The organism is Micromonospora sp. WMMD714 (genome assembly GCF_029581315.1).
Lineage (GTDB): Bacteria > Actinomycetota > Actinomycetes > Mycobacteriales > Micromonosporaceae > Micromonospora > Micromonospora rifamycinica.
The window spans coordinates 4,155,584-4,180,294 of sequence record NZ_CP120744.1; the positions used below are offsets into that span (position 1 = coordinate 4,155,584).

The following is a 24,711-nucleotide window of genomic DNA, read 5'->3' on the forward strand; positions in this document are numbered from 1 at the left end:
TTGGACGCTGCCGCCGACACCGAAACGACCCTGACCCTCGACGGCATGCGGGCAGACGTCGCGGAGGCTCTCGGCTGCCCGCCGTCGTCGGTGGGTGACGACGACGATCTGCTGATGCTCGGCCTGGACTCGATCGCGCTCATGCGGCTGGCCAGCCGCTGGCACCGTCAGGGCGCACCGGTCACCTTCAGCACCCTCATCGAATGGCGCACCCTCGCGCAGTGGTGGGGCCTGATCGAGGAGCGGCACACCGAGGCCCGACCGGCTCCCCTGCCGCCGGTGGTGGTCGACGAATCCGCGCCGTTCGGCCTGGCCACCATGCAGCACGCGTACTGGGTGGGCCGGGCCGACGGGCAGCCGCTGGGCGGTGTCGGCGCCCACTTCTACAACGAGTTCGACGGCACCGGCGTCGAGCCCGACCGGCTCGACGCCGCCGTCCGCGCCGTGCTGCGGCGACACGGGATGCTCCGGGCGGAGTTCCACGCCGACGGCACCCAGCGCATCCGGCCGGAGAGCCCGTGGCCCGGCCTGACCGTGCACGACCTGCGGGACCTGCCGCCGGCGCGGTGCGAGGAGGAGCTGGCGCGGCTGCGGCACCGGCTGTCCCACCGGCGGCTGCGGGTCGAGCAGGCGGAGACCTTCGACATCCAGCTGTCCCTGCTGCCCGGCGGCGCGACCCGGGTACACGTGCACGTCGAGATGCTGGTCGCCGACGCGCACAGCTTCCGCCTGATCCTGTCCGACCTGGCGGCCTTCTACCGCGACCCCGACCGCCGGACGCCTCCGGTCGGCCTCAGCTACCCCGCCTACCTGGCCACCGTCGCCGCCCGCCCGGACGAGGCGCGCGACCGCGCCCGCGGGTACTGGCGCGAGCGGCTGGACACCCTGCCCGGCCCGCCCCAACTGCCGACCGCCGTCGACCCGGCCAGCGTCACCAGCCACCAGGTGGTCCGCCGCTACCACTGGCTCACCCCGGCGCAGCAGGCCGACCTGGAACGGCGTTCGGCGTCGGCGGGGGTCACCCTGTCGATGGTGTTCCTCACCGCCTTCGCGGAGGTGCTCGCCGCCTGGAGCAGCACCGGCCGGTTCGTGCTGAACCTGCCGATGTACGACCGCCGCCCCGTCCACCCCGAGGTCGGCGAGATCGTCGGCGACTTCACCAACCTGATCCTGCTGGAGATCGACACGACCGGCCCGGCCGGCTTCGTCGACCTCGTCCGCCGGCAACAGGACCGGCTGCGCAGCGACGCCGCGCACTCCGCGTACAGCGGGGTCGACGTGCTGCGCGACCTGTCCCGTGCCCGCAGCGGCCAGCCCGTCGGCGCACCCGTCGTCTTCACCAGCGCGTTGAGCCTCGGCGAGCTGTTCGACGCCGAGGTCCGCGACTGCTTCGGCACGCCCGGCTGGACCATGTCCCAGACCCCGCAGGTCTGGCTCGACTACCAGATCACCGAGCGGGAGGACGGCCTCTACCTCAACTGGGACGTCGTGGACGAGCTGTTCCCCGACGGGTTCGTCGACGACATGTTCGCCGCGTACCTGGGCATCGTCGACTGGCTGCTGGACCCGGCCACCGACTGGTCCGGGCGGGCCCCGGTCGCGCTGCCCGCGCACACGGCGGCGGTGCGGGCGGCGGCCAACGACACCGCCGGCCCCACCGACGACGCGCCCCTGCACCGTGACGTGTTCGCCCTCGCGGCCCGCGAGCCCGACCGGCCGGCGGTCCTGTCCGGCACCGACCCGGCGAGCGTGCTCACCTACGGCGACCTGGCGGGCCGCGCCCAGGCGCTCGCCGACGAGCTGACCACCCGTGGCCTGACCCCCGGTGACGCCGTCGCCGTCACCCTGCCCAAGGGCCCCGACCAGATCGTGGCCGTGCTCGGCGTGCTGCGGGCCGGCGGGGTCTACGTACCGATCGGCGTCGACCAGCCCGCCGCCCGGCGTGAGCTGATCCGGGCCACCGCCCGGGCCCGTTTCACGGTCACCACCGCGCCGGCCGGGTCCGGGTCGGACGACCCCTCGACGGTGCTGACCGTCCCCGCCGTCGGGGTGCCGCCGCGCGCCGACGCGCCGACGGTCGACCCCGGGCAGGACGCCTACCTGCTGTTCACCTCCGGCTCCACCGGCACCCCGAAGGGCGTGCGGGTGCCGCACCGGGCCGCCCGCAACACCCTCGACGACCTGGTACGACGGTTCGGCATCGGCCCGGACGACCGGGTCCTCGCGGTCTCGGCACTCGACTTCGACCTCTCGGTGTTCGACATGTTCGCCCTGCTCGGCAGGGGCGGTGCCGTGGTCACCGTGGACGAGGACACCCGCCGCGACCCGACCGCCTGGCTCCGCCTGGTCCACCGGCACCGGGTGACCGTCTGGCAGTCCGTACCGGCCCTGCTCGACCTGCTGCTGACCCAGGCCGAAGCGACGGACGACGAGCCGCTGCCGCTGCGCCTCGCCGTACTCGGCGGTGACCGGGTCGGCCTCGACCTGGCCGGCCGGCTCGCCCGACTGGCCCCGGACAGCCGGCTCTACGGCCTCGGCGGCACCACCGAGACGGCGATCCACTCCACCGTGCAACTCGCCCCGGCGGACCCGCCGCCGCACTGGCGGTCGGTGCCGTACGGCGTGCCGCTGCGCAACCAGCTCATGCGGGTCGTCGACGAACACGGCCGGGACCGGCCCGACTGGGTGCCCGGCGAACTGTGGATCGGCGGCCGGTCGGTCGCCGCCGGCTACGCCGGTGACCCGCAGCGCACCGCCGACCGCTTCGTCGAGCACGCGGGGCAGCGCTGGTACCGCACCGGCGACCTGGCCCGGTACTGGCCCGACGGCACCGTGGACTTCCTCGGGCGTACCGACTTCCAGGTGAAGATCCGGGGACACCGGATCGAGCTCGGCGAGATCGAGGCCGCGCTGGAGCGTGATCCCGATGTCGCCCGCGCCGCCGCCCACGTGGTCGACGGCACCAGCCTCGCCGCCGCGGTCACCGTCGTCCGCGCCGACGCGGACCCCCAGGCGATCCGCCAGCGGGCCGCCGACCAGCTGCCGCCGTACATGGTGCCGGCCGTCGTGGTGGTCCTCGACGCGTTCCCGCTCTCCGCCAACGGCAAGATCGACCGCGGCCGGCTCCCCGAGCTGCTCGCCGCCCGGCCCACCGTCGCGGGCACCCCGCCGCGCGGCGAGGTCGAGACGACGGTGGCCGCCCTCTGGTCGGAGCTGCTCGCCGTGCCCGAGGTGTCCCGGGAGGACAACTTCTTCGCCCTCGGCGGCGACAGCCTGGTCGCCACCCGACTGCTGAGCCGGCTGCGGGAGGCCGGCATCGTCGGCGCCGAACTGCGTCACCTGTTCCACGCCCGCGACCTGGCCGGCTTCGCCCTGCCGCTGCGCGCCGAGGGCACGGCGGCCAGCCGCACCGAACGGCGTGAGCTGACCGCGGACCCGGCCCACCGGCACGACCCGTTCCCGCCCACCGACGTGCAGCGCGCGTACTGGATGGGGCGCACCGACGACTTCGCGCTCGGCGGGGTCGGCTCCCACTGGTACTGGGAGTTCGACGGCGGGGACGTCGACCTCGACCGGCTGGGTCGTGCCGTCAACACCCTCATCGCCCGGCACGAGATGCTCCGCGCCGTCTTCGACGACAACGGCGACCAGCGGATCCTGCCCGAGGTGCCGCCGTTCACCATCACCGTCCACGACGGGCACGAACACCTGGCGACACTGCGCGAGGAGCTGTCCCACCGGATCCCGGACCCGTCCCGGTGGCCGCTGATCGACATCCAGGCCGTCCGGCACCCCGGCGGCACCCGCGTCGCGTTCAGCTTCGACTACATCGTGCTGGACGCGCTGAGCATCGTCGTCTTCTTCGCCGAGCTGTCCACCCTCTACCGCGACCCCGACGCCGCACTGCGTCCGCTGGGCGTGTCGTTCCGCGACTACGTGCTCGGCGCGACGCCGCCACCGGAGGTGGTCGGGCAGGCTCAGGCGTACTGGCGTGGACGGCTCGACGACATCGCCCCGCCCCCCGCGCTGCCGCTGGCCGTCGACCCGGAGACCCTGGTCGCCCCACGGTTCGTCCGCCGGGAACGCAGCCTCACCCCCCGGCAGTGGGCGGCGATCACCCGCCGCGCCCGTGACCACCGGCTCACCCCGGCGGCCGTGCTCGCCACCGCGTACGCCGAGGTGCTCAGCGCCTACAGCGGCCAGGACGCGCTGACCCTCAACCTGACCATGTTCCAGCGCCACGACGTGCACCCGGACATCGGCGCGATCCTCGGCGACTTCACCTCGCTGGTGCTGGTCGGCTACCGGGGCGCGGCCGGGCGGTCGTGGCGGGAGACCGCCCACCTGTTCCAGCAGGACCTCTGGGCCGGGCTGGAGCACAACGACGTCTCCGCCCTGTGGGTGCTGCGGGAGCTGGCCCGCCGCCGCGACGGCGGCACGGTGAGCATGCCGATCGTGTTCACCAGCGCCCTCGGGGTCGCCGCCGACCTGGTCAACATGCGGTTCCCGTTCGGCGAGCTGACCTGGGGCGTCTCGCAGACCCCGCAGGTGTGGCTGGACAACCAGGTGATGGAGCGTGACGGCGGCCTCACCTTCAACTGGGACAGCGTCGACGAACTCTTCCCCGACGGGCTGCTCGACGCCATGTTCGACGCCTACCACCGGCTGCTGTGCTGGCTCGCCGACGGCGAGTGGGACCGGCCGCTGCCGGACATGCTGCCGCCGGAGCAGCGCGCGGTCCGCGCCGCCGTCAACGCCACCGACGCGCCGGCCCCCGACCACACCCTGCACGGGCCGTTCTTCGCCAACGCCACCCGCGATCCCGACCGGCTCGCGGTCGCCCACGGCGAGACGTCGGTCAGCTACGGCGAGCTGGCCACCCGGGCGCTGCGGATCGCCGGGGCGCTGCTGCGCGCCGGGGTGGAACCGGGCGACGCCGTCGCCGTCACCGTGCCCCGCGGACCGGACCAGGTCGCCGCGGTGCTCGGCGTGCTCGCCGCCGGGGCGTCGTACGTGCCGGTCAGCGTCGACCAGCCCGCCGCCCGCCGCGACCGGATCTACGCCAAGGCGCAGGTGACCGCCGTGGTGGGCCGGCCCGGTGTGCACCACCTGCCGACGGTGGCCCCCGACGTGGCCGGACCCGCACTGCGCGGGCCGGTGACGGTCGACCCGCAGGCCCTCGCCTACACGATCTTCACCTCCGGCTCCACCGGCGAGCCGAAGGGCGTGGAAATCACCCACCGGGCCGCCGTCAACACGGTGACCGACATCAACTCCCGGTACGGTGTCGGGCCGGACGACCGGGTGCTGGCCGTCTCCGCACTGGACTTCGACCTGTCCGTCTACGACCTGTTCGGCCTGCTGGGCGCGGGCGGGGCGCTGGTCGTGCCGGCCGAGGAGGAGCGCCGGGAAGCCCGCCGCTGGGCCGAGCTGGCCAGCCGGTGGAACGTCACCGTCTGGAACTCGGTGCCGGCGCTGCTGGACATGCTGCTCGTGGCCGCCGGTGAGCACCCGCCGGCCAGCCTGCGCCTGGCCCTGCTCTCCGGCGACTGGATCGGCCTGGACCTTCCCGACCGGCTGGCCCGGTTCGCCCCGCACGCCCGGTTCGTCGCCCTCGGCGGCGCCACCGAGGGCGCGATCTGGTCCAACGCCCACGAGGTCGAGACGGTGCCGGAACACTGGCGTTCCATCCCGTACGGCCGCCCGCTGCGCAACCAGCGCTACCGGGTGACCGACCCGCGTGGCCGGGACTGCCCGGACTGGGTGCCCGGGGAGCTGCGCATCGGCGGCACCGGGGTGGCCTCGGGCTACCGCAACGCCCCGGAGCTGACCGCCCGGCAGTTCTCCGTCGACGACGACGACCGCCGCTGGTACCGCACCGGAGACCTGGGCCGCTACTGGCCGGACGGGACACTGGAGTTCCTCGGCCGGGTCGACTTCCAGGTCAAGGTGCGCGGGCACCGCATCGAGCTGGGCGAGATCGAGGCCGCAGCCGAGGCTCACCCGCTCGTCGCACGGGCGGTGGCGATGGTCGTCGGGCAGCCGCCGAGCCAGCACCTCGGCCTCGCCGTCGTCCCCGCCACCGGGGGCACGGAGCCCGAGCTGGCGGGCTGGCTGGCCGAGCGGCTGCCCGCGTACATGGTGCCCGAGTACGTCGTGACGGTGGACCGGCTGCCGCTGACCGGCAACGGCAAGGTCGACCGGCAACAACTCGGCACGCTGCTGCGCGCCGACCCGCTCGACGACGCCGCCGAGCCACCCAAGGGACCGACCGAGGAGACCCTCGGAGCGCTCTGGTCGCAGCTGCTCGACCAGCCGGTCGTCGACCGCCGACACAGCTTCTTCGCCCTGGGTGGGGACAGCCTGCTGGCCACCCGCCTGCTGGAGACGCTGCGGCAGCGGTTCGGCGTCGCCATGACCCTGCGGCAACTGTTCGCCGTACCCGTGCTGGCCGACCTGGCGGCTGCTGTCGACGAGCAGCTCCGCACGTCAGCCGACGAAGACGTCGAGGAAGGTGTCATATGAGCAACGACCCCCGCATCCCTGTCCAGCGGCTGGTCACCGACCTCGAACGGGCCGGCCTGCGGCTGTGGGCCGAGGACGGCGCGCTGAAGTTCCGGGCCCCCGCCGGTTTCATGACCGACGAGCGGCGCACCCTGCTGCGCGCCCGCCGCGACGAGATCCTCGCCCACCTGGCCGACGGCGGGATGCCGCGCGTCGTACCGGACTCCGAGCACCGGCACGAGCCGTTCCCGATCACCGAGGTGCAGTCGGCGTACCTGCTGGGCCGCGGCTCCACCTTCGCCTACGGCGGCGTCGCCTGCCACGGCTACGGCGAGCTGCACTACCCGGATCTGGACCCGGAGCGGATGACCCGCGCCTGGCGGACCCTGATCGCCCGGCACGACATGCTCCGGGCGGTGGTCGACATCGACGGCTCGCAGCGGGTGCTGCCGCAGGTCGACCAGTACCAGGTCGCCGTGGACGACCTGCGCGGACGCGGCCGTGACGCGTTCGACCGCGGGGTGGTCGAGGTGCGCTCGGCGATGGACCACCGGGTGTTCCGGCCCGACGTGTGGCCGCTGTTCGAGGCGCGGCTGACCCGCGGTGACGACGAGGCCGTGCTGCACGTGTCGGTGGACTTCCTGATCGCCGACTTCGTCAGCATCCAGATCATCCTCGACGAGCTGCACCGGCTCTACCACGACACCGGGCCGCTGCCCGAGCTGGAGATCGGCTTCCGGGACTACCTGCTGGCCGAGCGGAGCTGGTCGGCCGGCCGCCGGGAGACCGACCGCGACTACTGGCTGCGCCGGGTGGACGACCTGCCGCCGGGCCCGGAACTGCCGGTCACCACCCGCGCCCGGCAGACCGAGGGCCGGTTCCGCCGGCTGGCCACCACCCTGCCCCCCGAGCTGTGGGAGGGGTTGCGCAAGCACGCGGGCCAGCACGACGTCAGCCCGTCCGGGGCGGTGCTCGCCGCGTACGCGCACGTCATCGGCGCGTGGAGCCGTCGCCCCACGTTCACCCTCAACGTCACGCTGCTGAACCGCCTGCCGCTGCACCCGCAGGTGTCCGCCGTCGTCGGCGACTTCACCGGCGTGGAGCTGCTCGCCGTCGACCAGCGCGGGGCGGACACCTTCGACCGGTACGCCCGCACCGTGCAGGCCCAGCTGTGGCAGGACATGGACCACCGGGCGTTCTCCGGCATCGAGGTGATGCGGGAGGTGACCCGGCGGCGGGGTGCCGAGGCGGCGCTGTTCCCCGTCGTCTTCACCAGCGCGATCGGCCTCGGCGAGGCCGGCGCCACGGAGTCGGTGTCCCAGGGACGGCTCGGTTACGGGATCAGCCAGACCCCGCAGGTCGTCATCGACTGCCAGAACTCCGAGCGTGACGGCGGGCTGTCGACCAACTGGGACGTCCGCGAGGGCGTACTGCCCGACGGCGTGGTCGACGACATGTTCGCCGCCTTCGAGCAGCTGCTGGGGCAGCTCGCCACCGACGACCAGGCGTGGCAGCGGCCCCCGTCGAGCCTGCTGCCGGCGCGGCAGCGCCGACGTCGCGAGGAGGTCAACGCCACCGCCGCACCGCTGGTCCGGGCCCGGCTGCACGACGCGGTCCTCGCCCAGGCCCGGCTCACCCCGGACGCCCCGGCGGTGGTCCACGGCACCACCACCCTGAGCTACCGCGACCTGGCCGCCCACGCCACCGGCGTCGCGGACCGGCTCGTCGCCTCGGGCTGCGCACCCGGCGACCTCGTCGGGGTGACCCTGGAACGCGGCCCGGAGCAGGTAGTGGCCGTGCTCGGCGCACTGCTCGCCGGTGCCGTGTACGTGCCGGTGGACACCGTGCAGCCCGCCGCCCGACGCGACACGATCCTCACCGGTGCCGGCGTACGGCACGTGTTGACCTCCCGCGCCCTGACCGCCGGCCAGTGGCCGTCCGGGGTGACCCTGCTGGCGGTGGACGAGGTGCCGCCCGCCGACCCGCCGGCCGAACCGGGCGGAGCGCAGCCCGCCGACCTGGCGTACGTCATCCACACCTCGGGCTCCAGCGGAACGCCCAAGGGTGTCATGATCACCCACGAGGCGGCGCTGAACACCGTCCTCGACATCAACGCCCGGTTCACCGTCGGGCCGCAGGACCGGGTGCTCGGCCTCTCCCACCTCGGCTTCGACCTGTCGGTCTACGACATCTTCGGCCCGCTGTCCGTCGGCGGCGCGCTGGTCGTCCCCGACGCCGAACGGCGGGCCGACCCGTCGCACTGGGCCGACCTGGTGGCCACCCACGGCGTGACGGTGTGGAACTCCGTCCCGGCCCAACTCCAGATGCTCTCCGGATACCTCGGGGTGGCCGGGGTCGCGCTGCCCACCCTGCGGCTGGCGATGCTCTCCGGCGACTGGATCCCGGTGGCCCTGCCCGACCAGATCCGCGCCCAGGTGCCCGGCCTGACGGTGGTCAGCCTCGGCGGGGCGACCGAGGCGTCCATCTGGTCGATCCACTACCCGATCGGCACGGTCGGCGAGGGCTGGGCCAGCATCCCGTACGGCCGGCCGCTGGCCAACCAGACCTTCCACGTCCTCGACCCGCTGCTGCGGCCCTGCCCCGACTGGGTCACCGGCGAGCTGTACATCGGCGGCGCCGGCCTGGCCCGCGGCTATCTGCACGACCCCGAGCGCACGGCGGAGCGGTTCATCGTGCACCCGGCCACCGGTGAGCGCCTCTACCGCACCGGGGACCTGGGCCGCTACCTGCCCGACGGGGACATCGAGTTCCTCGGCCGGGAGGACCACCAGGTCAAGATCCGTGGCCACCGCATCGAGCTGGCCGAGATCGAGACCGCCCTGCAGGGTCATCCCGACGTCGCCGCGGCGGCGGTACTGGTCGCGGGCGACCAGCCGTTGGAGCGTACGCTCGTCGCCTTCGCGCAGCCCGCCACCGCGACACCCCCGGCCCCGGAGGTGGCCGGGCTGACCGCTGTCGCGGTCCGGGCCGGCGACGCCGCGCTCGACGGGGTCGACCCGGACCGCTACCTGGAGTACGCCCACCGGCTCGACCAGGTGGCCCTCCCCGCCATGCTGGACACCTTCCGCCGCGCCGGCATGTTCACCACTCCCGGGGACCGGCGGACCGCCGCCGAGGTCGTCGCCGCCACCGGGGCCGCGCCCCGGCACCACCGGCTGCTGCACCGTTGGCTCGCCGCACTGGTCACCGAGGGTCTGCTGACCGTCGAGGGCGACCACTACCGGCTCACCGGCACCGTCGCGCCGGACGCGCTGGACACCGCCTGGGCCGCGGTGGACGCGGTGGCGCTGCCGGGCGAGGAGCGCCTGCTGGACTACTTCCGGGCCAGCATCCGGCACCTGCCGGCGCTGCTGCGCGGCGACGAGGATCCGCTCCAGCTGCTCTTCCCCGAGGGCCGCCTCGACGTCTCCGAGCAGCTCTACGAGGAGGCGGTCTTCAACCGCTGGGCCAACCGGGCTGCCGGCGCCGTCGTGGCGGAGCTCGGCACCCGGTCCCGGCGTCCCGGCCCGCTGCGCGTGCTGGAGGTCGGCGCGGGCGGCGGCGGCACCACGGCGGCGGTCCTCGACGCGCTCGCCGGACAGGACGTCGACTACCTGTGCACCGACCTGTCGCCCTACTTCGTGGGCAAGTCACAGGCCCGCTTCGCCGAGGTGCCGGGCGTCCGGTTCGGCCTGTACGACCTGGACGGCGACCCCGCCGAGCAGGGTCTCGCGCCCAACTCCTTCGACCTGGTGGTCGCGGGGGACGTGCTGCACACCACCGCCGACGTCGACCGGGTCCTGGAGCGGCTGCGCGGGCTGCTCGCCCCCGGCGGCTGGCTGGTGGCCCTGGAGATGACCCGCGACCACTACCAGATCATGACGTCGCTGGAGCTGCTGGTCCGCCTGGACGACGCCACCGGCGACTTCACCGACGACCGCGCCGGGACCGGGGCGGTCTTCCTCACCCGCGACCGGTGGCGCGACATCCTCGACCGGGCCGGCGCGGACGCCACCGTCTGCCTGCCCGCCGAGGACACCTTCGTCGGGCGGATGGGCATGTGCGTGCTCGCCGCCCGGTTCAAGGCCGACCACGCGCCCACGCACCCCCGGACGCTCACCGACCACCTGCGCGCCGTGCTGCCCGAGTACATGGTGCCGGGCACCGTGGAGATCCTCGACGAGCTGCCGGTCACCGACAACGGCAAGATCGACCGCCGGTCCCTCGCCGGGCGGCTGGGCCGCCGGCAGAGCCGGGCGCAGACCGGGCTGGCCGGGGTGGCACCCGAAACCGACCTCGAACGCGACCTGGTCGCGATGTGGAGCGAGGCCCTCAGCACGCCGGTCGGGCGCGACGGCAACCTGTTCGAGCTGGGCGGGGACTCGCTGGTGGCCGCCCAGCTGGCCGGGCGGATCATCGAGGAGATTCCGCTGGCCCGCAAGCTGTTCTTCGACGAGGTGCTGCGCAACCTGTTGGAGCTGGCCACCGTCGCCCGGCTCGCGCAGTGGCTGACCGCCGCCGCCGAGGCGGGGGAGCAGGCGACGGAGACCGGCCCGCAACGCCGGGCCGACCTGCTCGTCGCCGTGCACGCCGAGGGCACCGGCGTGCCCCGGATCTTCCTGCCCGACGAGACGGGATCGGCCGACGGGGTCGCCCCGCTCGCCGCGGCGCTGCGCCCTGCCGCGCCGGCCTGGGTGTTCACCGGCGCGGGGCTGGACCTGCTGCCCTCGGTGGACAACGCCGCCGCCGCGTACGCCCAGGCGGTCGTCGACGCCGACCTGCCCCAGGTGGAGCTGCTCGCCCACGGACCGATGGCGGTCCTCGCCGTCGAGGTGGCCCGGAACCTGACCGAACGCGGGGTGCTCGTCGAGGGGCTGCGCCTGGTCGCCGCTCACCGCCCCACGGCCGGCACCGGGGACGGGCCGACCGCCGGGGTACGCGACGCCCTCGCCCGCCACGAGCCGTCCATCTACGCCGGGGACATCACGGTGGTGCTGCCGGCCCGGGACGCGGAGACCGAGTTCTGGGAGGACCTCTGCCTCGGCAGCTTCGACGTGGTCGAGACGGACCTGTCGGCGGAGCAGCTGCGCTGGTCCGCCGAGCCGGTCGCGCTCTGCACCGCGTTGGGCCCGGCGCGGTGAGCCGCCCGGTCCCCGGCACCGGTGGACGGGGCGTCCGGCGCGGCACCGGCGACCCCACCGGGTCGCCCCCGGTCGGCGGAGGCCCCCGGTGAGCCGGCCGGTGGTCGGCGTGGTCGGGGCGGCCGGCGCGGTCGGCACCGCCGCCGTCACCGAGCTGCACCGGCACCGCCGGCACGCGCTGTGTCTCGCCGGCCGCCGCCGCGCCCCCCTCGACGCGCTGCGCGGCGGGCTGTCCGCCGACGGCGACGCCCCGCCCACCGTCGAGACCCTCGACCTCGCCGACACCGACGCGCTCCAGCGCTTCTGCGCCGGCTGCGACGTCGTGCTCAACTGCGCCGGCCCGGCCCACCTCGTCGAGGACCGGGTGGCCCGGGCGGCGCTCGCCTCCGGCGCCGACTACGTCGACGCCGCCGGTGACGACGTGCTGTGGGAGCAGGTGCGGGCACTGGTGACGGGAGCGCCGGAGCGGACCGCCGTCATCAGCGCCGGCATGATGCCCGGCCTGAGCGCGCTGCTGCCCCGCCACCTCGCCGCCACCGGGTCCGCGCCACCGCGCGCGGTGCTGGGCTACCTCGGTGGCCGCGACCGGTTCACCGCCACCGCCGCCGCCGACTACCTGCGGGTGGGGGAGGGGTTCGGCCAGGCCGGGGCGGCGTTGACCGGGGGCGTCCGGGCCGCGCGGCCACTGCCCACCCGTACCGACGTCGAGCTGCCGTTCTTCCCCGAACCGGCCACCGCCGTGCCCTACCTGAGCACCGAACTGGAACGGGTGGCCCGGAGCCTGGGCGTCGCCGATGCCACCTGGTACTCCGTCTTCGCCGGCCCGCACGTCGCGCAGGTGCTGCGGCAGCCCCCCGGCGGTGCGGACGCCCCCGAGGCCCTGCGCCGCGCCGCCGAACTCGACACCTTCGGGCAGCCGACGTACCAGCTGATCGTGGTGGAGCTGACCACCGCGGCCGGTGACGCCCGCACCCTGGTGCTGCGCGGCGCGAGCGCCAGCGCGCTGACCGGCGTGTTCGCCGCCGTCGCCGTGGCGGCGCTCACCGGGGGAACCCTGCCCGCCGGCCTGCACCACGCGGGCGAGGCGCTCGACCCGCGGTTCGCGGTCGACCTGCTCACCGGCTCCGCCGAGGTGAGCGACCTGAGCGTGTACGACAGTGACGCCGCCTTTGTCGGCGGCCACGTGGAGGAGGCACTGTGAGGCAACGTCCCCGGGTGGTCGTCTGCGGCGCCCGCTTCGGTCAGGTCTACCTGGAGGCGTTCCGCAACCCGGACCTGCCCTTCGAGCTGGCCGGGGTGGTCGCCGCCGGCAGTGAACGCTCCCGGGCCTGCGCCCGCCGCTACGGCGCACCGCTGTACACCGATCCGGAGCAGCTGCCCGACGACATCGACATGGCGTGCGTGGTGATCCGGGGCGGCCTGCTCGGCGGCCGCGGCTCGGAGCTGGCCCGCGCCCTGATGGCCCGGGGCATCCACGTGCTCCAGGAACACCCCCTGCACCACGACGAGCTGGCGGAGAACCTGCGCACCGCCCGTCGGCACGGGGTCGTCTACCACCTGAACCCGTTCTACACCCACGTCGCCCCGGTCCGCCGGTTCGTCGCGGCGGCGCAGGAGCTGACCCGGCGGCAACGCCCGCTCTACGTCGACGCGGCGGCCGGGTTCCAGCTCGCGTACTCCCTGCTGGACATCCTCGGGCAGGCCCTCGGCGGGGTGCGCCCCTTCGTCTTCGGTGACCTGCCGGAGTCGACCCCGCCGGTGCGCGCCGCGACCTCTCTGGACATCCCGTTCCGCAGCCTCGACGGGGTGCTGGCCGGGGTGCCGGTCACCCTCCGGGTGCAGAACCAGATGGACCCCGCCGACCCGGACAACTACGCCCACCTGATGCACCGGATCAGCATCGGCACGGAGGCCGGGAACCTCACCCTGGTCAACACCCACGGACCGGTCGTCTGGTCGGCCCGCCCCGACTTCCCCCGCGAGGTCGCCGACCCCAACGCCGACCCGCACTACGCCACCATGCCGGACGACGCGCAGGCGCCCAGCGCCGTGGTGCTCGGGCCGGCCACCGTGCCGTCGTACCGGCACATCTTCCGCAGCCTGTGGCCGGCGGGCATCGCGCACGCCCTCACCGAGCTGCGTCAGGCCGTCGAGGAGCGGCAGGACCCGTTGCGCCGCGGCCAGCACCACCTGTCGCTGTGCAAGCTGTGGCAGGACCTGACCCTACGGCTCGGGCCGCCGGAGCTGCTCTCCTCCACCCCGCCCCGGCCGCTGACCGACGAGGACATCGCCGCCATCGCCGCCGCCGGTGACAAGGCGGCCGGCTCGTGACGACGAACGCGCCGACCACCTCCTGGTTGCGCCGCTACCGGCCGCGTCCGGCCGCGACCAGGCGGCTGGTCTGCTTCCCGTTCGCCAGCGGCAACGCGACCTTCTACCGGCAGTGGGCCGTCCGGCTGCCCGCCGACGTGGAGGTCGTGGCGGTGCAGTACCCCGGCCGGCTGGACCGCATCCACGAGCCGTGCGTGACGGACATGGACACGATGGTCGACGGGATCGTCGCCGCGTTGCAACCGCTGCTGCGCGACGACCTCACCCTGTTCGGGCACAGCATGGGCGCCGCCGTCGCGTACGAGGTGGCGCACCGGCTCGAACACGGTCTCGGGCTGCCGCCGCGCCGGCTGATCGTCTCCGGCCGTCCGGCCCCGCAGCACCACCGGCCGGGCGTCAAGCACCTCGGCAGCGACGAGGAGCTCTGGGACGAGCTGCGCCGCCTCGGCGGCACCACCGACGAGACGCTGGCGCACCCGGAGCTGCGCACCGCCCTGCTGCCCACCCTGCGGGCCGACTACCGCCTCGTCGAGACGTACCGGCCCACCCTCGGCGCACCGCTGTCGGTGCCGGTCACCGCGATCACCGGCGACGACGACCCGGAGGCGCACGTGCCCGAGGTCGCCGACTGGCGACGCCGCACCACCGGGGAGTTCCACCTCCGGGTGCTGCCCGGACACCACTTCTACCTGATCGACCGGCAGGCCGAGGTGCTCGACCACCTCCGCGAGGCCTTCGGACCGACCACCGCCCGGCCGCGCTGACCGCCCGGCCGCGCTGACCGCCCGGCCGCGCTGACCGCCCGGCCGCGCTGACCGCCCGGCCGCGTTGACCGGCCGCGCTGACGGTCCGGTTACGGTGCCACGGGCACGGCGGTCGACACCGCTGCGGCGAGCCGCCCGGCGAGGTGGTCCTGCCACATCAGGCGGCGGCGGGGCTTGCCGCTGCTGGTCCGCGCCACCACACCCGGCGGCACGACCAGCGCCGTCACCGGCACCCCCTCGGCCACCGCCTCGGCGGCGGCCCGGGCCGCCGGCAACCAACCCGGCTCGGGGCGGACCAGCAGCAGCACCACCCGGGGCGCGTCACCGACCTGCCCGAGCAGGGCGGTGATCCGCCCGGCGGGCGCACCGCAGGCCGCGGTCGCCGTCGCCTCGACGTCCTCGGCGAGCAGCATCCGGCCGCGCACCTTGACCCCGTCGCCGAGGCGACCCAGCACGAACAGCTCGCCGTCGTCGAGGAAGCCGGCGTCGCCGGTGCGCAGTTCGCCGTCGGCCAGCCGGGTGCCGCTGGCGGTACCGTCGGCGTCCGCCGGCAGGTAGCCCGCGGCCACGGCGGGGCCGCGCACCACGATCTCGCCGACCGTGCCGTCGGCGACGGCCCGCCCGTCGTCGTCCACCACCGTCACCCGGGCGTCCGCGAGCGGACGCCCGCAGCCCACCACCGCGCCCTGCTCGACGGTGACGGTCCGCCAACCGGTGTCCAGCGCTACGCCGGTCACCGACAACGTCGCCTCGGCCAGCCCGTACGCGGGCAGCAGCGCCTCGCGGCGCAGCCCGTGCGATGCGGTGAAGCGGGCGAACTCCGTCAGCAGCGCCGGCCGGATCCGCTCCGCGCCGACGATCACCGCCCGCCATCCGGAGAAGTCCATCCCGGCCAGCGCCGCCCGGGGCACCCGCCGGACGATGTGGTCCAGCCCGAAGGCCGGCATCGCGGTCAGCCGGGCACCCCGCAGGCCGAAGCACTCCAGGTACCGCACCGGCCGCCGGACGAAGTCGCCGGGCGACATCAGCCACAGGTCCGAGCCGGTGGCCACCGGCGCCAGCAGACAGCCGACCAGCCCCATGTCGTGGTGCACGGGCAGCCAGGAGGCGGTCGGATCGTCCGGTGTCATCCGCAGCCACCGCTGGATGCCGGCGACGGTGGCCGCCAGCGCCGGATGGGGCACCCGTACCCCGCGCACCAGGCCGCTGCTGCCCGAGGTGAACTGCACCAGGGCCAGCCCGGCCGGCTCCGGCGTCCGCCGGTCGGCCACCGCCCCGGTGAGCAGCCCCTCGCCGTCGGACGCCGGCACACCCTCCCCGGCGCACACCTCGGCGACCAGCGGCAGCGCGGGGTCGTGCACGACCAGCCGGGGCGCGCTGGCCCGCAGCACGCCCCGCAGGTGCCCGGCCCAGCGCTCCCGGTCGCCGAAGGGCGGCGGCGGTGCCACCGGCGAGGCGGCGGCACCGGCCAGCATGCTGCCGAACAGCAGCCCCACGAACCGGGGGCCGGTGGTCTCCACGATCGACACCACGTCGCCCGCGCCCACCCCGGCGTCGCGCAGCGCCGCCGCGTACCGGCGTACCAGCGTCGCCAGCTCGGCGTACGACCACAGCCGCCACGAGCCGTCCGGCTCGGCGAACCGGATGCCGCGCCGCTCGTCGGGCCGGTCCAGCCAGCCGAGCAGGCCGGTCACGCCGGCGCTGCCTCGATGATCGGGAACATCGGGGTGGAGACGCTGCGGACCAGCTCCAGCCCGGCCCGGCCGAGCAGCTCGCCCTGGTGTTCCAGGGTCCGCGCCCCGCCCGCGGTCAGGGTGTGCATGAGCAGGTCCATCCGGCGGGCCAGGGCGGGCACCTCGGCCTCCTGCCGCCCGGCCTCCATGATGAACAGCCGACTGTGCGGCTTCATCGCCGAGCGGACCCGGCCGAGGATGCCGACGACCTCGTCGTCGCTCCAGCTGTAGAGGATGCGCTTGAGCACGTACGCGTCGCCGCCGGGCGGGATCGGCCCCTCCAGGAAGCTGCCCGCCACCACCTCCACCCGGTCGGCGACCCCGGCGGCGGCGAACACCTCGGGGGCGTTGGCCACCACACCCGGCAGGTCGAACAGCACCCCCCGGCTGCCCCGGACCCGGCGCAGCAGACTGGCCAGGAAACCGCCGTTGCCGCCGCCGACGTCGACGATGCTGCCGAACCGCCGCCAGTCGCAGGCCCGCAGCACCGCCAGCAACTCCATGCCGGTGACCCCGCTCATCACCCTGTCGAACGCCTCGCCGTCCTCGGGCTGGGCGCGCAGGTGGTCCCACATGGACCGGCCGTGCACCACGTCGAACGCGGGGCCGCCGGTCCGGATCGACTCGGCGAGGCCCTCCATCGCCCGGGTGCACGCCACCGGCGACAGGAAGATCTCGCGTGCCGAGTAGGGGTGCTGCTCGCGCAGCAGGTCCGACAGCGGGGTCAGCGCCACGGCGTCCGGCTCGACCAGCTCGAACACGTCCCGGGTCGCCAGGTACTCCAGCGTCTTGCGCAGTGTCGGCTCGTGCGTCCCGGTCGCCTGGGCCAGCCGGGACATCGGCACCGGCCCGTCCACCAGGTGGTCCGCCACGCCGAGCAGGCACACGGCGCGGATGGTGTACGGCAGGAGGTAGTCGCCGAGTTCGAGCAGCTTGAAGATCGAGTCGGCGTCGATGGTGCGCCTGGTGCCCACGGGTGTCTCCGTTCCTTCGCGTGAGGTGCCGACGGCCGCTGGCCGCCGGAGTCGCGCGGCGGGCGTCAGGAACCGGCCTCGTCGAACTCGGCCTGCAGCTTCCTGGACGCGAGCCGGCGCCATGCATCGGTGATCAGCTCTTGCAGTTGCGTCGGGTCGACGGTCGCCAGCTCGACGAACGTCCAACCGCTCTGCCCGTACTTGTTGTTCGGCGCCGAGAAGGTCGCCGGGTCCTGGTGGATGAGCGCCGCCTGCTCGGCGACGTCGATCCGCATCCCCATCACCCCGGGCTTGGGCAGGGTGCAGAAGATCTTGTTGTTGACCCGGAAGTCGGTCACGTCGAAGTGGGCCGACTGGTGCGCTCCGGGGAGCGACAGGGCGATACTGCTGACCGTTTCGTGGCTGACCACTGCGGACTCCTCGTTGTCGATGGAAGGCGTCACGCTAGCGCCCGTCGGGCGTCGTCGGGGTGAACTCGCCCGGATCGTCGGGCCGCAGCAGCCGTTCGGCCACCCGGTCGTGCGGATCGTCGCCGAACCCCGGGAAGGCCTCCAGCCACAGCGCGCGGCGCAACCAGCGGTGCAGCGGGAACTCCCACGTCACCCCCATCCCGCCGGTGACCTGGACGGCGGTCTCGCAGGTGCGGACGGCCGCGCCGCGGGCCACCAGCACCGCCTCGTCGACCGCCTGCGCGCCCGCCGGGGACGCCTCGTCCCCCACCAGCCAGGCCGCCCGGTACGCCAGCGACCGGGCCGACTCGGTGTCGACGTACGCGTCGGTCAGCTGGTGCGCGACGGCCTGGAAGCTGCCGATCGGCCGCCCGAACTGCTCCCGCAGCCGGGCGTGGGCGACCGCCATCTCCAGTGCGCCCGCCGCGACCCCGACCGCCTCGGCGGCCAGCAGCACCCCGCCGCGCAGCCGGGCCAGGCGGGCCACCCGCGGGGTGTCGGCCGGCTCGACGAGCAGCCGGGCCGGGGTGTCGTCCCACCGGAGCCGGGCCATCCGACGCAGCGTGTCCAGGGTGGACAGCTCCTGCACGACCAGCCCGGTCGACCCGGTGTCGCAGGCGAAGACGGCCGGTCCCTCGTCGGTGTGGGCGCGGACCACCACACAGCGCACCGCCCCCGCCTGGGGTACCGCCGGCACCTGCCCGGTGAGCAGCCAGCCCTGCCGCGACCGGGTGGCCCGCACCGTCCCCGCGCCGGGAGGGGCGGCGCCCTCCGGGGCGCCGTCGGCGACGGTCGCCGGCAGGCTCAGCGACTCCCCGGCGGCGCGCAGGTACGGCGCGGCCAGGGCGACGGTCGTCCACCACGGCGTCGGGTGCAGGCACCGCCCGCTCTCCTCGGCCAGCAGCGTCAGCTCGACCATGCCGAGGTCGTCGTCCAGCCAGCCCTGCCGGGTCAGCTCCGGCCAGGCCCCCGCCTCGCTCCCGCCGGGGCCCTCCGCCAGGGCGCACACCCGCGAGGCCGGATAACGCCGCTCCAGGTGGTCCCGCGCGGCCCGCCGGATCTCCTGCTGCTCATCGGTGAGGGCAAAGTCCATGGTCTTCTCCGTGTCGTCGCGGGCCGGTGGTCACTGGCGGGATCTGGGCAGGCCCAGCACGCGCTCGGCGACGATCCCGCGGAGGATCTCGGAGGTGCCACCCTCGATCGTGTTCGCCCTGCTGCGCAGCCGCTGCCGCTGCCAGTACCCCTGCCAGGCGGCGTCCGCGCCGTCGAGCAGCGCGGCCGGACCCTGGACCCGCAGCGCGAGCGCGCAGACCCGCTGGTGCAGCAGCGACCATTCGAGCTTGAGGATCGACGCCTCGGCGCCGGGCTCGCCGGAGCGGCGCAGCGTGGCCAGCGACCGGTAGCCGGTGTACCGCAGCCCCTGCAACCGCGCGTGCAGCACGGCCAGCTCGCGGCGTACCGCCGGGTCGCCCGCGGCGTCGGCCTCGCGCACCAGGCGCAGCAACCGGTCGAACTGGGCGACCAACCGGGCGGTGAGGGTGATCCCGAAGGTGCCCCGCTCGTGGGCCAGCGTGGACAGCGCCACCGACCAGCCCCGGCCCACCTCGCCCACCACGTCGGCGTCACCGACCGGCGCGTCGACCAGGACGATCTGGTTGAAGTCGGTGTCGCCGTTGAGCTGCCGCAGGGGCGACACCTTCACCCCGGGCGCCCGCATGTCCAGCAGGAAGCAGGTCAGTCCCCGGTGCTTCGGTTCGGCGGGGCCGGTGCGGGCCAGCAGCAGGCAGTGGTCGGCCAGGTGGGCGTAGGACGACCAGACCTTCTCCCCGTCGAGCAGGTAGCCGTCCGGTTCCGCCCGCCGGGCGGCGGTGCGTACCGCCGCCAGGTCCGAGCCGGCCTCCGGCTCGGAGAACCCCTGACAGAACAGGGTACGACCGGACAGGATGCCGGGCAGGTACCGCGACTTCTGCGCGTCGGTGCCGTGGGCGATGAGGGTCGGACCGACCATGTTCATGCCGATGATGTTGATGTGGTCCGGCGCCCCCGCTCGGGCGGTTTCCTCGACGAAGATGGCCTGGTAGGTGGCGCTGAGCCCGCGGCCGCCGTACTCCCGGGGCCAGGTGATGCCGGCGTAGCCCGCCTCGGCCAGGTCGCGGCTCCACGCGCGCAGCTCGTCGGTGCTCCACGACCGGGACGGGTCGTCGTCCGGCAGCCGGGACCGGAGCCAGTCGCGCAGCCCCGCGCGGAACGCGGCCTCGGCCGGGTCGTCGTGCAGATTCACCGCGGTCCTCGCTTCCTGGTGCGGGTCCGGCCCCGCCTGCTGGTCGCCGTCACGCCGGGCGCACCACGAGCGGCACCCGGTCGTACGTGCGGAAGTTGAACCGCGGCCGGCGCACCGGTTCGCCGTCGAACTCGATGGCGCTGGTGCGCCGCAGCAGCCGGTCGAACACGGCGACGCCCTCGGCGCGGGCCAGGGCGGCGCCCAGGCAGTGGTACACGCCGGCACCGAAGCTCAGGTGCTGGTTGGGTCGACGGCCGACGTCGAAGCGGTCCGGCTCGGGGAACTGCCCGGGATCCCGGTTCGCCGACCCGACCAGCAGGTAGAGCACCCGACCGGGGCGGACGACCCGACCGGCGACCTCCACCGGTTCGAGCGGGCTGCGCATGGTCACCTGGATCGGCGCCTCGTAGCGCAGCATCTCCTCGACCGCGGTGGCGGTGTCGACCTCGCCCGAGCGCAGCCGGGCGAGCTGGTCGCGGTGCTCCAGCAGGGCGACGATGCCGTTGGTGATCATGCCCATCGACGTCTCGAAACCGGCGTAGAAGACCGTGATGGCGTTGTCGACGATCTCCTCGCGGCGCAGCCGCTGCCCGTCCGCCTCGGTGGTGGCCATCCGGGTCAGCAGGTTGTCGCCGCCGGGGCCGTCCTCGACGAGGTCACCGAGGTACGCCCGCAGCCACCGCAACGAGCGGACCGCCTCGCTGGTGTCGCGGTCGCCGTCGAACGCGACGTCGCTGAAGGCCCGCACCAGCTGCGCCGCGTGCGGCCACAGCAGGGACCGGTCGGCCGGCGGCACCCCGAGCAGGTCGCAGATGACCGTGAGCGGGAAGGGCAGCGCGAGGTCGGCGACCAGATCCGTCCGGCCCGCCGCCAGGACGGGTTCGAGCAGGTCGTCCACGATCGAGGTCATGTGCTCGCCGAGCCGTCGGACCAGGCCGGGGCTGAACGAGCTGACCAGGACCCGGCTGGCGAGCCGGTTGCGCTGGCCGAGGTTCTGCCCGGACAGGAAGCCGCTGAGTTCCGGATCCCCGACGGTGAAGCGGTAGTACTGCTCGGGCAGCGTCTTGGTCAGCCGCTGGTCCTTGAGCAGGGCGGCCACCTCGCGGTAGCCGGGCACCACCCACTGCCCCGGCCCGTTGGCCAGCACCGCGCCGGTGCGGCGCAGCCGCTCGTAGGTGGGGAACGGGTCGGCCAGCAGCTGCGGATCCGAGACGTCGAAGCTGAGCCGTGGCGCGCGAACGGCTGTCATAGGGGCCTCCCGACGGGACCGGTACGGCGTGCACGCCCCCGTCCGCAGCCGATTATTCGGGCTCCGCAAAACTCGTGTCAAGGAGTGTTTGCGGAGACTGTCGAAGTATCTTCAGAATACTCGTAACGACGCGTCCGCTGGGGTAGCGTCGCCGGCATGCGAGAGGAACCGGCTTCGGTTGGTCAACGCCTCCTGTGGCTGATGGACCACTACCGGGGGCAGCAGCACTCACTCAACGAGCAGGTGGTGTGGCACCTGCGCGGCGACTGCGACGTTGTCGCCCTGCGCCGCGCGGTGGACCGGTTGCACGAGCGGCACGAGTCGCTGCGCACGACGTTCGTCGCCCGCCGCCGCCAGCTGGTCCAGGTGGTCAACCCGCCGCGACCTGTCGAACTGCGGCAGGTGGACGTCTCGGGGCACGCCGACCCCCGGCTGGCCGCCCGCGAACACCTGGTGGCCGAGTTGTCCACCGCGGTGGACTTCGCCGTGTGGCCCACCCGGCCCACGCTGATCACCGTGGGCCCCGAGCACCACGTCTTCGTGCTGACCATGCACCACTACGTCAGCGACGACTGGTCCAACGCGCTGCTCTCCCGCGACCTCCGCGCGCTCTACGGGGGCGAGGAGCTGCCGGAGGTCGGCTGGCAGTACGCCACCTGGGCGGCCTGGCAGCGGGAACGGATCTCCGGGCCGGACGCGGCGGCGCTGTTCGACCACTGGCGGGGGCAGCTCGACGGAGCACGGCTGGTCGCGCTGCCCGAGCGCGCCGAGGTCCCCCGGGGCGCCGACGAGCCGGCCTGGGTGTCGGTGGAGCTGACCATCGACCCGCACGTCACCCAGGGGCTGCACCAGCTCGCCCGCCGGCAGCGCACCACCGTCTTCCCGGTGATGCTCGCCCTGTTCTACCTGGTGCTGCACCGGGCCACCGGCCAGTCCGACCTGACGGTGGCCTCGCTGTTCGCCAACCGCAGCCGCCCGGAGGTCCGCGACACCGTCGGCTTCTTCGTCTCCATGGTGCTGCTGCGCGGCCGGGTGACCGCCGACGAGCCGTTCACCGACCTGCTGCGGCAGGTGCGCAACATGGTGATGGAGGGGCTGCGCCACCAGGAGCTGCCGGCCCAGTTGCTGCCGCCGGGGACGGTGACCGGGGAGGGCCGCACCGACGACGTCATGTTCCAGCTGCTCGGGTCGTTCGTACCGAGGGCCGACATGAGCGGCGACGAGCTGGACGACCTGGAGGCGCAGCTGGAGCGCAGCCGGTTCGCGCTGGAGTTCGTCGTCGTGCCCCAGCAGGACACCCTCACCGCCGTCCTCATGTGCGACCGGGACCGGTTCACCCCGGACTGGGCCCGGCGGCTGGTCAAGGACTACGTGGAACTGGCCGCGGCGGTCGTGGCCGACCCGCAGCTCCCGCCGGGCACGCCGTCCTGAGTGGCCCTCGGGCCGGCGGTGGCCCGGTTCGCCGGGTCCGCCTCCCGGCCCGTTCCGCCGCCGGGTCCGCGTCGCGGCCCGTTCCGCCGCCGGGTCCGCGTCCCGGCCCGTTCCGCCGCCGGGTCCGCGTCCCGGCCCGGTCCGCCGCGGGGTTCCGTTCCGGCCTGGATCGCCGCCGGGTTTCGTCCCGGTGCGGCATGACCGCGGTGGTGGTCGACGGCACGCCGTCGACCACCACCGCGATCGTCGGTCAGTCGGCCTTGGGCCGTTCCCGCAGACCGAAGGCGACGCCCTGGCTGTCGCGGCACTCGGCGAACGCGCCGTACTGGGGGCTCGGCGGCCGCAGCGGTCCCACCTCGCCGCCCAGCTCCTTGACCCGCTCGACGGCCGCGGCCAGGTCGTCCACGGCGAAGTAGACGATGATGTGCGGAGGGTCGGTGTCCGGGTGGGAGCCGGCCTCCAGGCCCGCGGGTGCGCCCGGCATCTCGATGTACGACCCGTGGGTGAGCATCGTGAACTTCCAGCCGAACAGCGCCTCGTAGAAGTCCCGGGTGCGTTCCGGAACCGGAACGGCAAACTCGATGAACGACGGTTCTCCTGCCACGGTGCCCTCCGGATGGGTGATCTGTCAGGGGAGATGTCCTAGCATCATAGGGGGCGCTGCCTCGTCTTTGACAGACACGCCAGGATACTTGCAAAGACGAGTACCGGTGGTCGACCGACCGGCCACCGTGGTAGCCGCCGCGGCCACCCGGCCCGTCGGCCCGCACCACCGGCCCCCCGGGGCCACGCGAACGGAGGGCACCGCAATGACCGTTTCGACCGACGAGTCCACCAGCCTGCGACAGGCACGCGAGATCGCCGACGAGGTGTTCTTCCCGGCCGCGCTGGCGGTCGACAGCGCCGACCGTGTCCCCCTGTCCCACCTGGACCTGCTCGCCGAGCGCGGCTTCTACGGACTGGCCGCGCCACCCGAGTTCAACCGCCTCGACCTGCCGGGCTTCCCCGCCGTGTGCCGGGCCATCGAGACCCTCGCCAGCGGCTGCCTCACCACCACGTTCCTCTGGGCGCAGCACCACAACGCGGTGATGGCGGCGGCCAACACCGGCAACGCCGCGCTCCGGGAGGCCTGGCTGGAGCCGCTGGCCACCGGCCGCCGCCGGGCCGGGCTGGCGATCGGCGCGGCGGTCCGGCCCGGCCCGGCGGCGCTGTCGGCCACGCCGGTCGACGGCGGCTTCCTGTTCACCGGCGACGCACCCTGGGTGAGCGGCTGGGGGCTGGTCGACACGATCTACGTGGCGGCCCGGCAGCCCGACGACACCCTGGTGTTCGCGCTGGTGGACGCCGCGAGCAGCGACACCCTCACCGTCGAGCCGCTGCGGATGTCGGCGGTGAACGCCAGCAGCACCGTGACGGTCTCCTTCACCGAGCACTTCGTACCCGCCGACCGGGTGACCAACCAGATGCCGCTGGAGGCGTGGCGGCAGCGGGATCCGGCGACGCTGCGCTTCAACGGCTCGCTCGCGCTCGGCGTCGCCGACCGGGCGATCGAGCTGGCCGACGAGCCGACGTTGCGCCCGCAGCTCGACGCGGCCCGGGACGGTCTCGACACGGCCGACCCCGGGACCATGCCGGCCGCCCGGGCCGCCGCCTCGGAGCTGGCGCTGCGGGCCAGCGCGAACCTCGCCGTGACCGCCGGCAGCCGCGCCGTCCTGCTCGACGAGCACGCCCAGCGGCTGGTCCGGGAGGCGACCTTCCTGCTGGTCTTCGGCTCCCGGCCGGGTATCCGCGACGCCCTGCGCACCGCCTTCACGACCACCGCCTGACCCCCGGCGGCACCCCGCCGACCGGGCT

General features: G+C 74.5%; 14 protein-coding genes. 7 read left to right on the forward strand and 7 right to left on the reverse strand.

What is annotated here, in order from left to right; all coding sequences use genetic code 11:
- Nucleotides 1–45: 45 nt before the first annotated feature.
- The 5 genes from O7625_RS18185 to O7625_RS18205 all read left to right on the forward strand — a co-directional run bounded on the left by O7625_RS18185 (nt 46) and on the right by O7625_RS18205 (nt 14,740).
- Complete coding sequence (locus tag O7625_RS18185) at nt 46–6,525, forward strand: non-ribosomal peptide synthetase (protein WP_282340111.1); 6,480 nt, start codon at nt 46–48, stop codon at nt 6,523–6,525.
- Nucleotides 6,522–11,645, forward strand: a complete 5,124-nt coding sequence (locus tag O7625_RS18190) for a non-ribosomal peptide synthetase (RefSeq protein ID WP_282340113.1) — start codon at nt 6,522–6,524, stop codon at nt 11,643–11,645. The genes O7625_RS18185 and O7625_RS18190 overlap by 4 nt, the downstream gene beginning before the upstream one ends.
- Nucleotides 11,646–11,733: 88 nt before the next feature.
- Complete coding sequence (locus tag O7625_RS18195; protein ID WP_282340115.1) at nt 11,734–12,846, forward strand: saccharopine dehydrogenase NADP-binding domain-containing protein; 1,113 nt, start codon at nt 11,734–11,736, stop codon at nt 12,844–12,846.
- Complete coding sequence (locus tag O7625_RS18200) at nt 12,843–13,976, forward strand: Gfo/Idh/MocA family oxidoreductase (protein ID WP_282340117.1); 1,134 nt, start codon at nt 12,843–12,845, stop codon at nt 13,974–13,976. Before O7625_RS18195 ends, O7625_RS18200 begins: the two co-directional genes overlap by 4 nt.
- Nucleotides 13,973–14,740, forward strand: a complete 768-nt coding sequence (locus tag O7625_RS18205; RefSeq protein ID WP_282340119.1) for an alpha/beta fold hydrolase — start codon at nt 13,973–13,975, stop codon at nt 14,738–14,740. Before O7625_RS18200 ends, O7625_RS18205 begins: the two co-directional genes overlap by 4 nt.
- An 89-nt stretch (nt 14,741–14,829) precedes the next feature.
- Here the strand turns inward: O7625_RS18205 and O7625_RS18210 are convergent, their stop codons facing one another.
- The 6 genes from O7625_RS18210 to O7625_RS18235 form a co-directional block, all read right to left on the reverse strand.
- Complete coding sequence (locus O7625_RS18210) at nt 14,830–16,434, reverse strand: AMP-binding protein (RefSeq protein WP_282340121.1); 1,605 nt, start codon at nt 16,432–16,434, stop codon at nt 14,830–14,832.
- Nucleotides 16,431–17,447, reverse strand: a complete 1,017-nt coding sequence (locus O7625_RS18215; protein ID WP_282340122.1) for a methyltransferase — start codon at nt 17,445–17,447, stop codon at nt 16,431–16,433. Before O7625_RS18215 ends, O7625_RS18210 begins: the two co-directional genes overlap by 4 nt.
- 65 nt (nt 17,448–17,512) lie before the next feature.
- The gene (locus tag O7625_RS18220; RefSeq protein ID WP_329008642.1) at nt 17,513–17,890 is read right to left on the reverse strand and encodes an MmcQ/YjbR family DNA-binding protein; all 378 of its coding nucleotides are present in this window, start codon (nt 17,888–17,890) and stop codon (nt 17,513–17,515) included.
- A 1-nt stretch (nt 17,891) separates the two neighbouring features.
- Nucleotides 17,892–18,989, reverse strand: coding sequence for an acyl-CoA dehydrogenase family protein (locus O7625_RS18225; protein WP_282340124.1), 1,098 nt, complete (start codon nt 18,987–18,989; stop codon nt 17,892–17,894).
- Between the two features lie 30 nt (nt 18,990–19,019).
- Nucleotides 19,020–20,177 carry an acyl-CoA dehydrogenase family protein gene (locus O7625_RS18230; protein WP_067302574.1) on the reverse strand — a complete coding sequence of 386 codons (1,158 nt, stop codon included), beginning with the start codon at nt 20,175–20,177 and terminating at the stop codon, nt 19,020–19,022.
- 49 nt (nt 20,178–20,226) lie between these two features.
- Nucleotides 20,227–21,426 (reverse strand): cytochrome P450, encoded by a 1,200-nt coding sequence (locus tag O7625_RS18235; protein WP_282340126.1) that lies wholly within the window; start codon nt 21,424–21,426, stop codon nt 20,227–20,229.
- Between the two features lie 156 nt (nt 21,427–21,582).
- Between O7625_RS18235 and O7625_RS18240 the strand changes: the two genes are divergently transcribed.
- On the forward strand, nt 21,583–22,857 hold the full coding sequence (locus tag O7625_RS18240) for a condensation domain-containing protein (protein WP_282340127.1): 1,275 nt from the start codon (nt 21,583–21,585) through the stop codon (nt 22,855–22,857).
- 250 nt (nt 22,858–23,107) lie between these two features.
- On the opposite strand, the gene O7625_RS18245 is transcribed toward O7625_RS18240, so the two are convergent.
- The gene (locus O7625_RS18245; RefSeq protein WP_067302586.1) at nt 23,108–23,461 is read right to left on the reverse strand and encodes a VOC family protein; all 354 of its coding nucleotides are present in this window, start codon (nt 23,459–23,461) and stop codon (nt 23,108–23,110) included.
- A 205-nt stretch (nt 23,462–23,666) separates the two neighbouring features.
- On the opposite strand from O7625_RS18245, the gene O7625_RS18250 reads away from it, so the two are divergent.
- Nucleotides 23,667–24,683, forward strand: a complete 1,017-nt coding sequence (locus tag O7625_RS18250; RefSeq protein WP_067302590.1) for an acyl-CoA dehydrogenase family protein — start codon at nt 23,667–23,669, stop codon at nt 24,681–24,683.
- Nucleotides 24,684–24,711: the final 28 nt, after the last annotated feature.

Excerpts from the sequence above, each read along its gene's own strand:
- O7625_RS18185 (WP_282340111.1), top strand. The coding sequence starts at position 46 with ATGCGGGCAGACGTCGCGGAGGCTCTCGGCTGCCCGCCGTCGTCGGTG.
- O7625_RS18190 (WP_282340113.1), top strand. The coding sequence starts at position 6,522 with ATGAGCAACGACCCCCGCATCCCTGTCCAGCGGCTGGTCACCGACCTC.
- O7625_RS18225 (WP_282340124.1), bottom strand. The coding sequence starts at position 18,989 with ATGGACTTTGCCCTCACCGATGAGCAGCAGGAGATCCGGCGGGCCGCG.
- O7625_RS18235 (WP_282340126.1), bottom strand. The coding sequence starts at position 21,426 with ATGACAGCCGTTCGCGCGCCACGGCTCAGCTTCGACGTCTCGGATCCG.
- O7625_RS18240 (WP_282340127.1), top strand. The coding sequence starts at position 21,583 with ATGCGAGAGGAACCGGCTTCGGTTGGTCAACGCCTCCTGTGGCTGATG.
- O7625_RS18250 (WP_067302590.1), top strand. The coding sequence starts at position 23,667 with ATGACCGTTTCGACCGACGAGTCCACCAGCCTGCGACAGGCACGCGAG.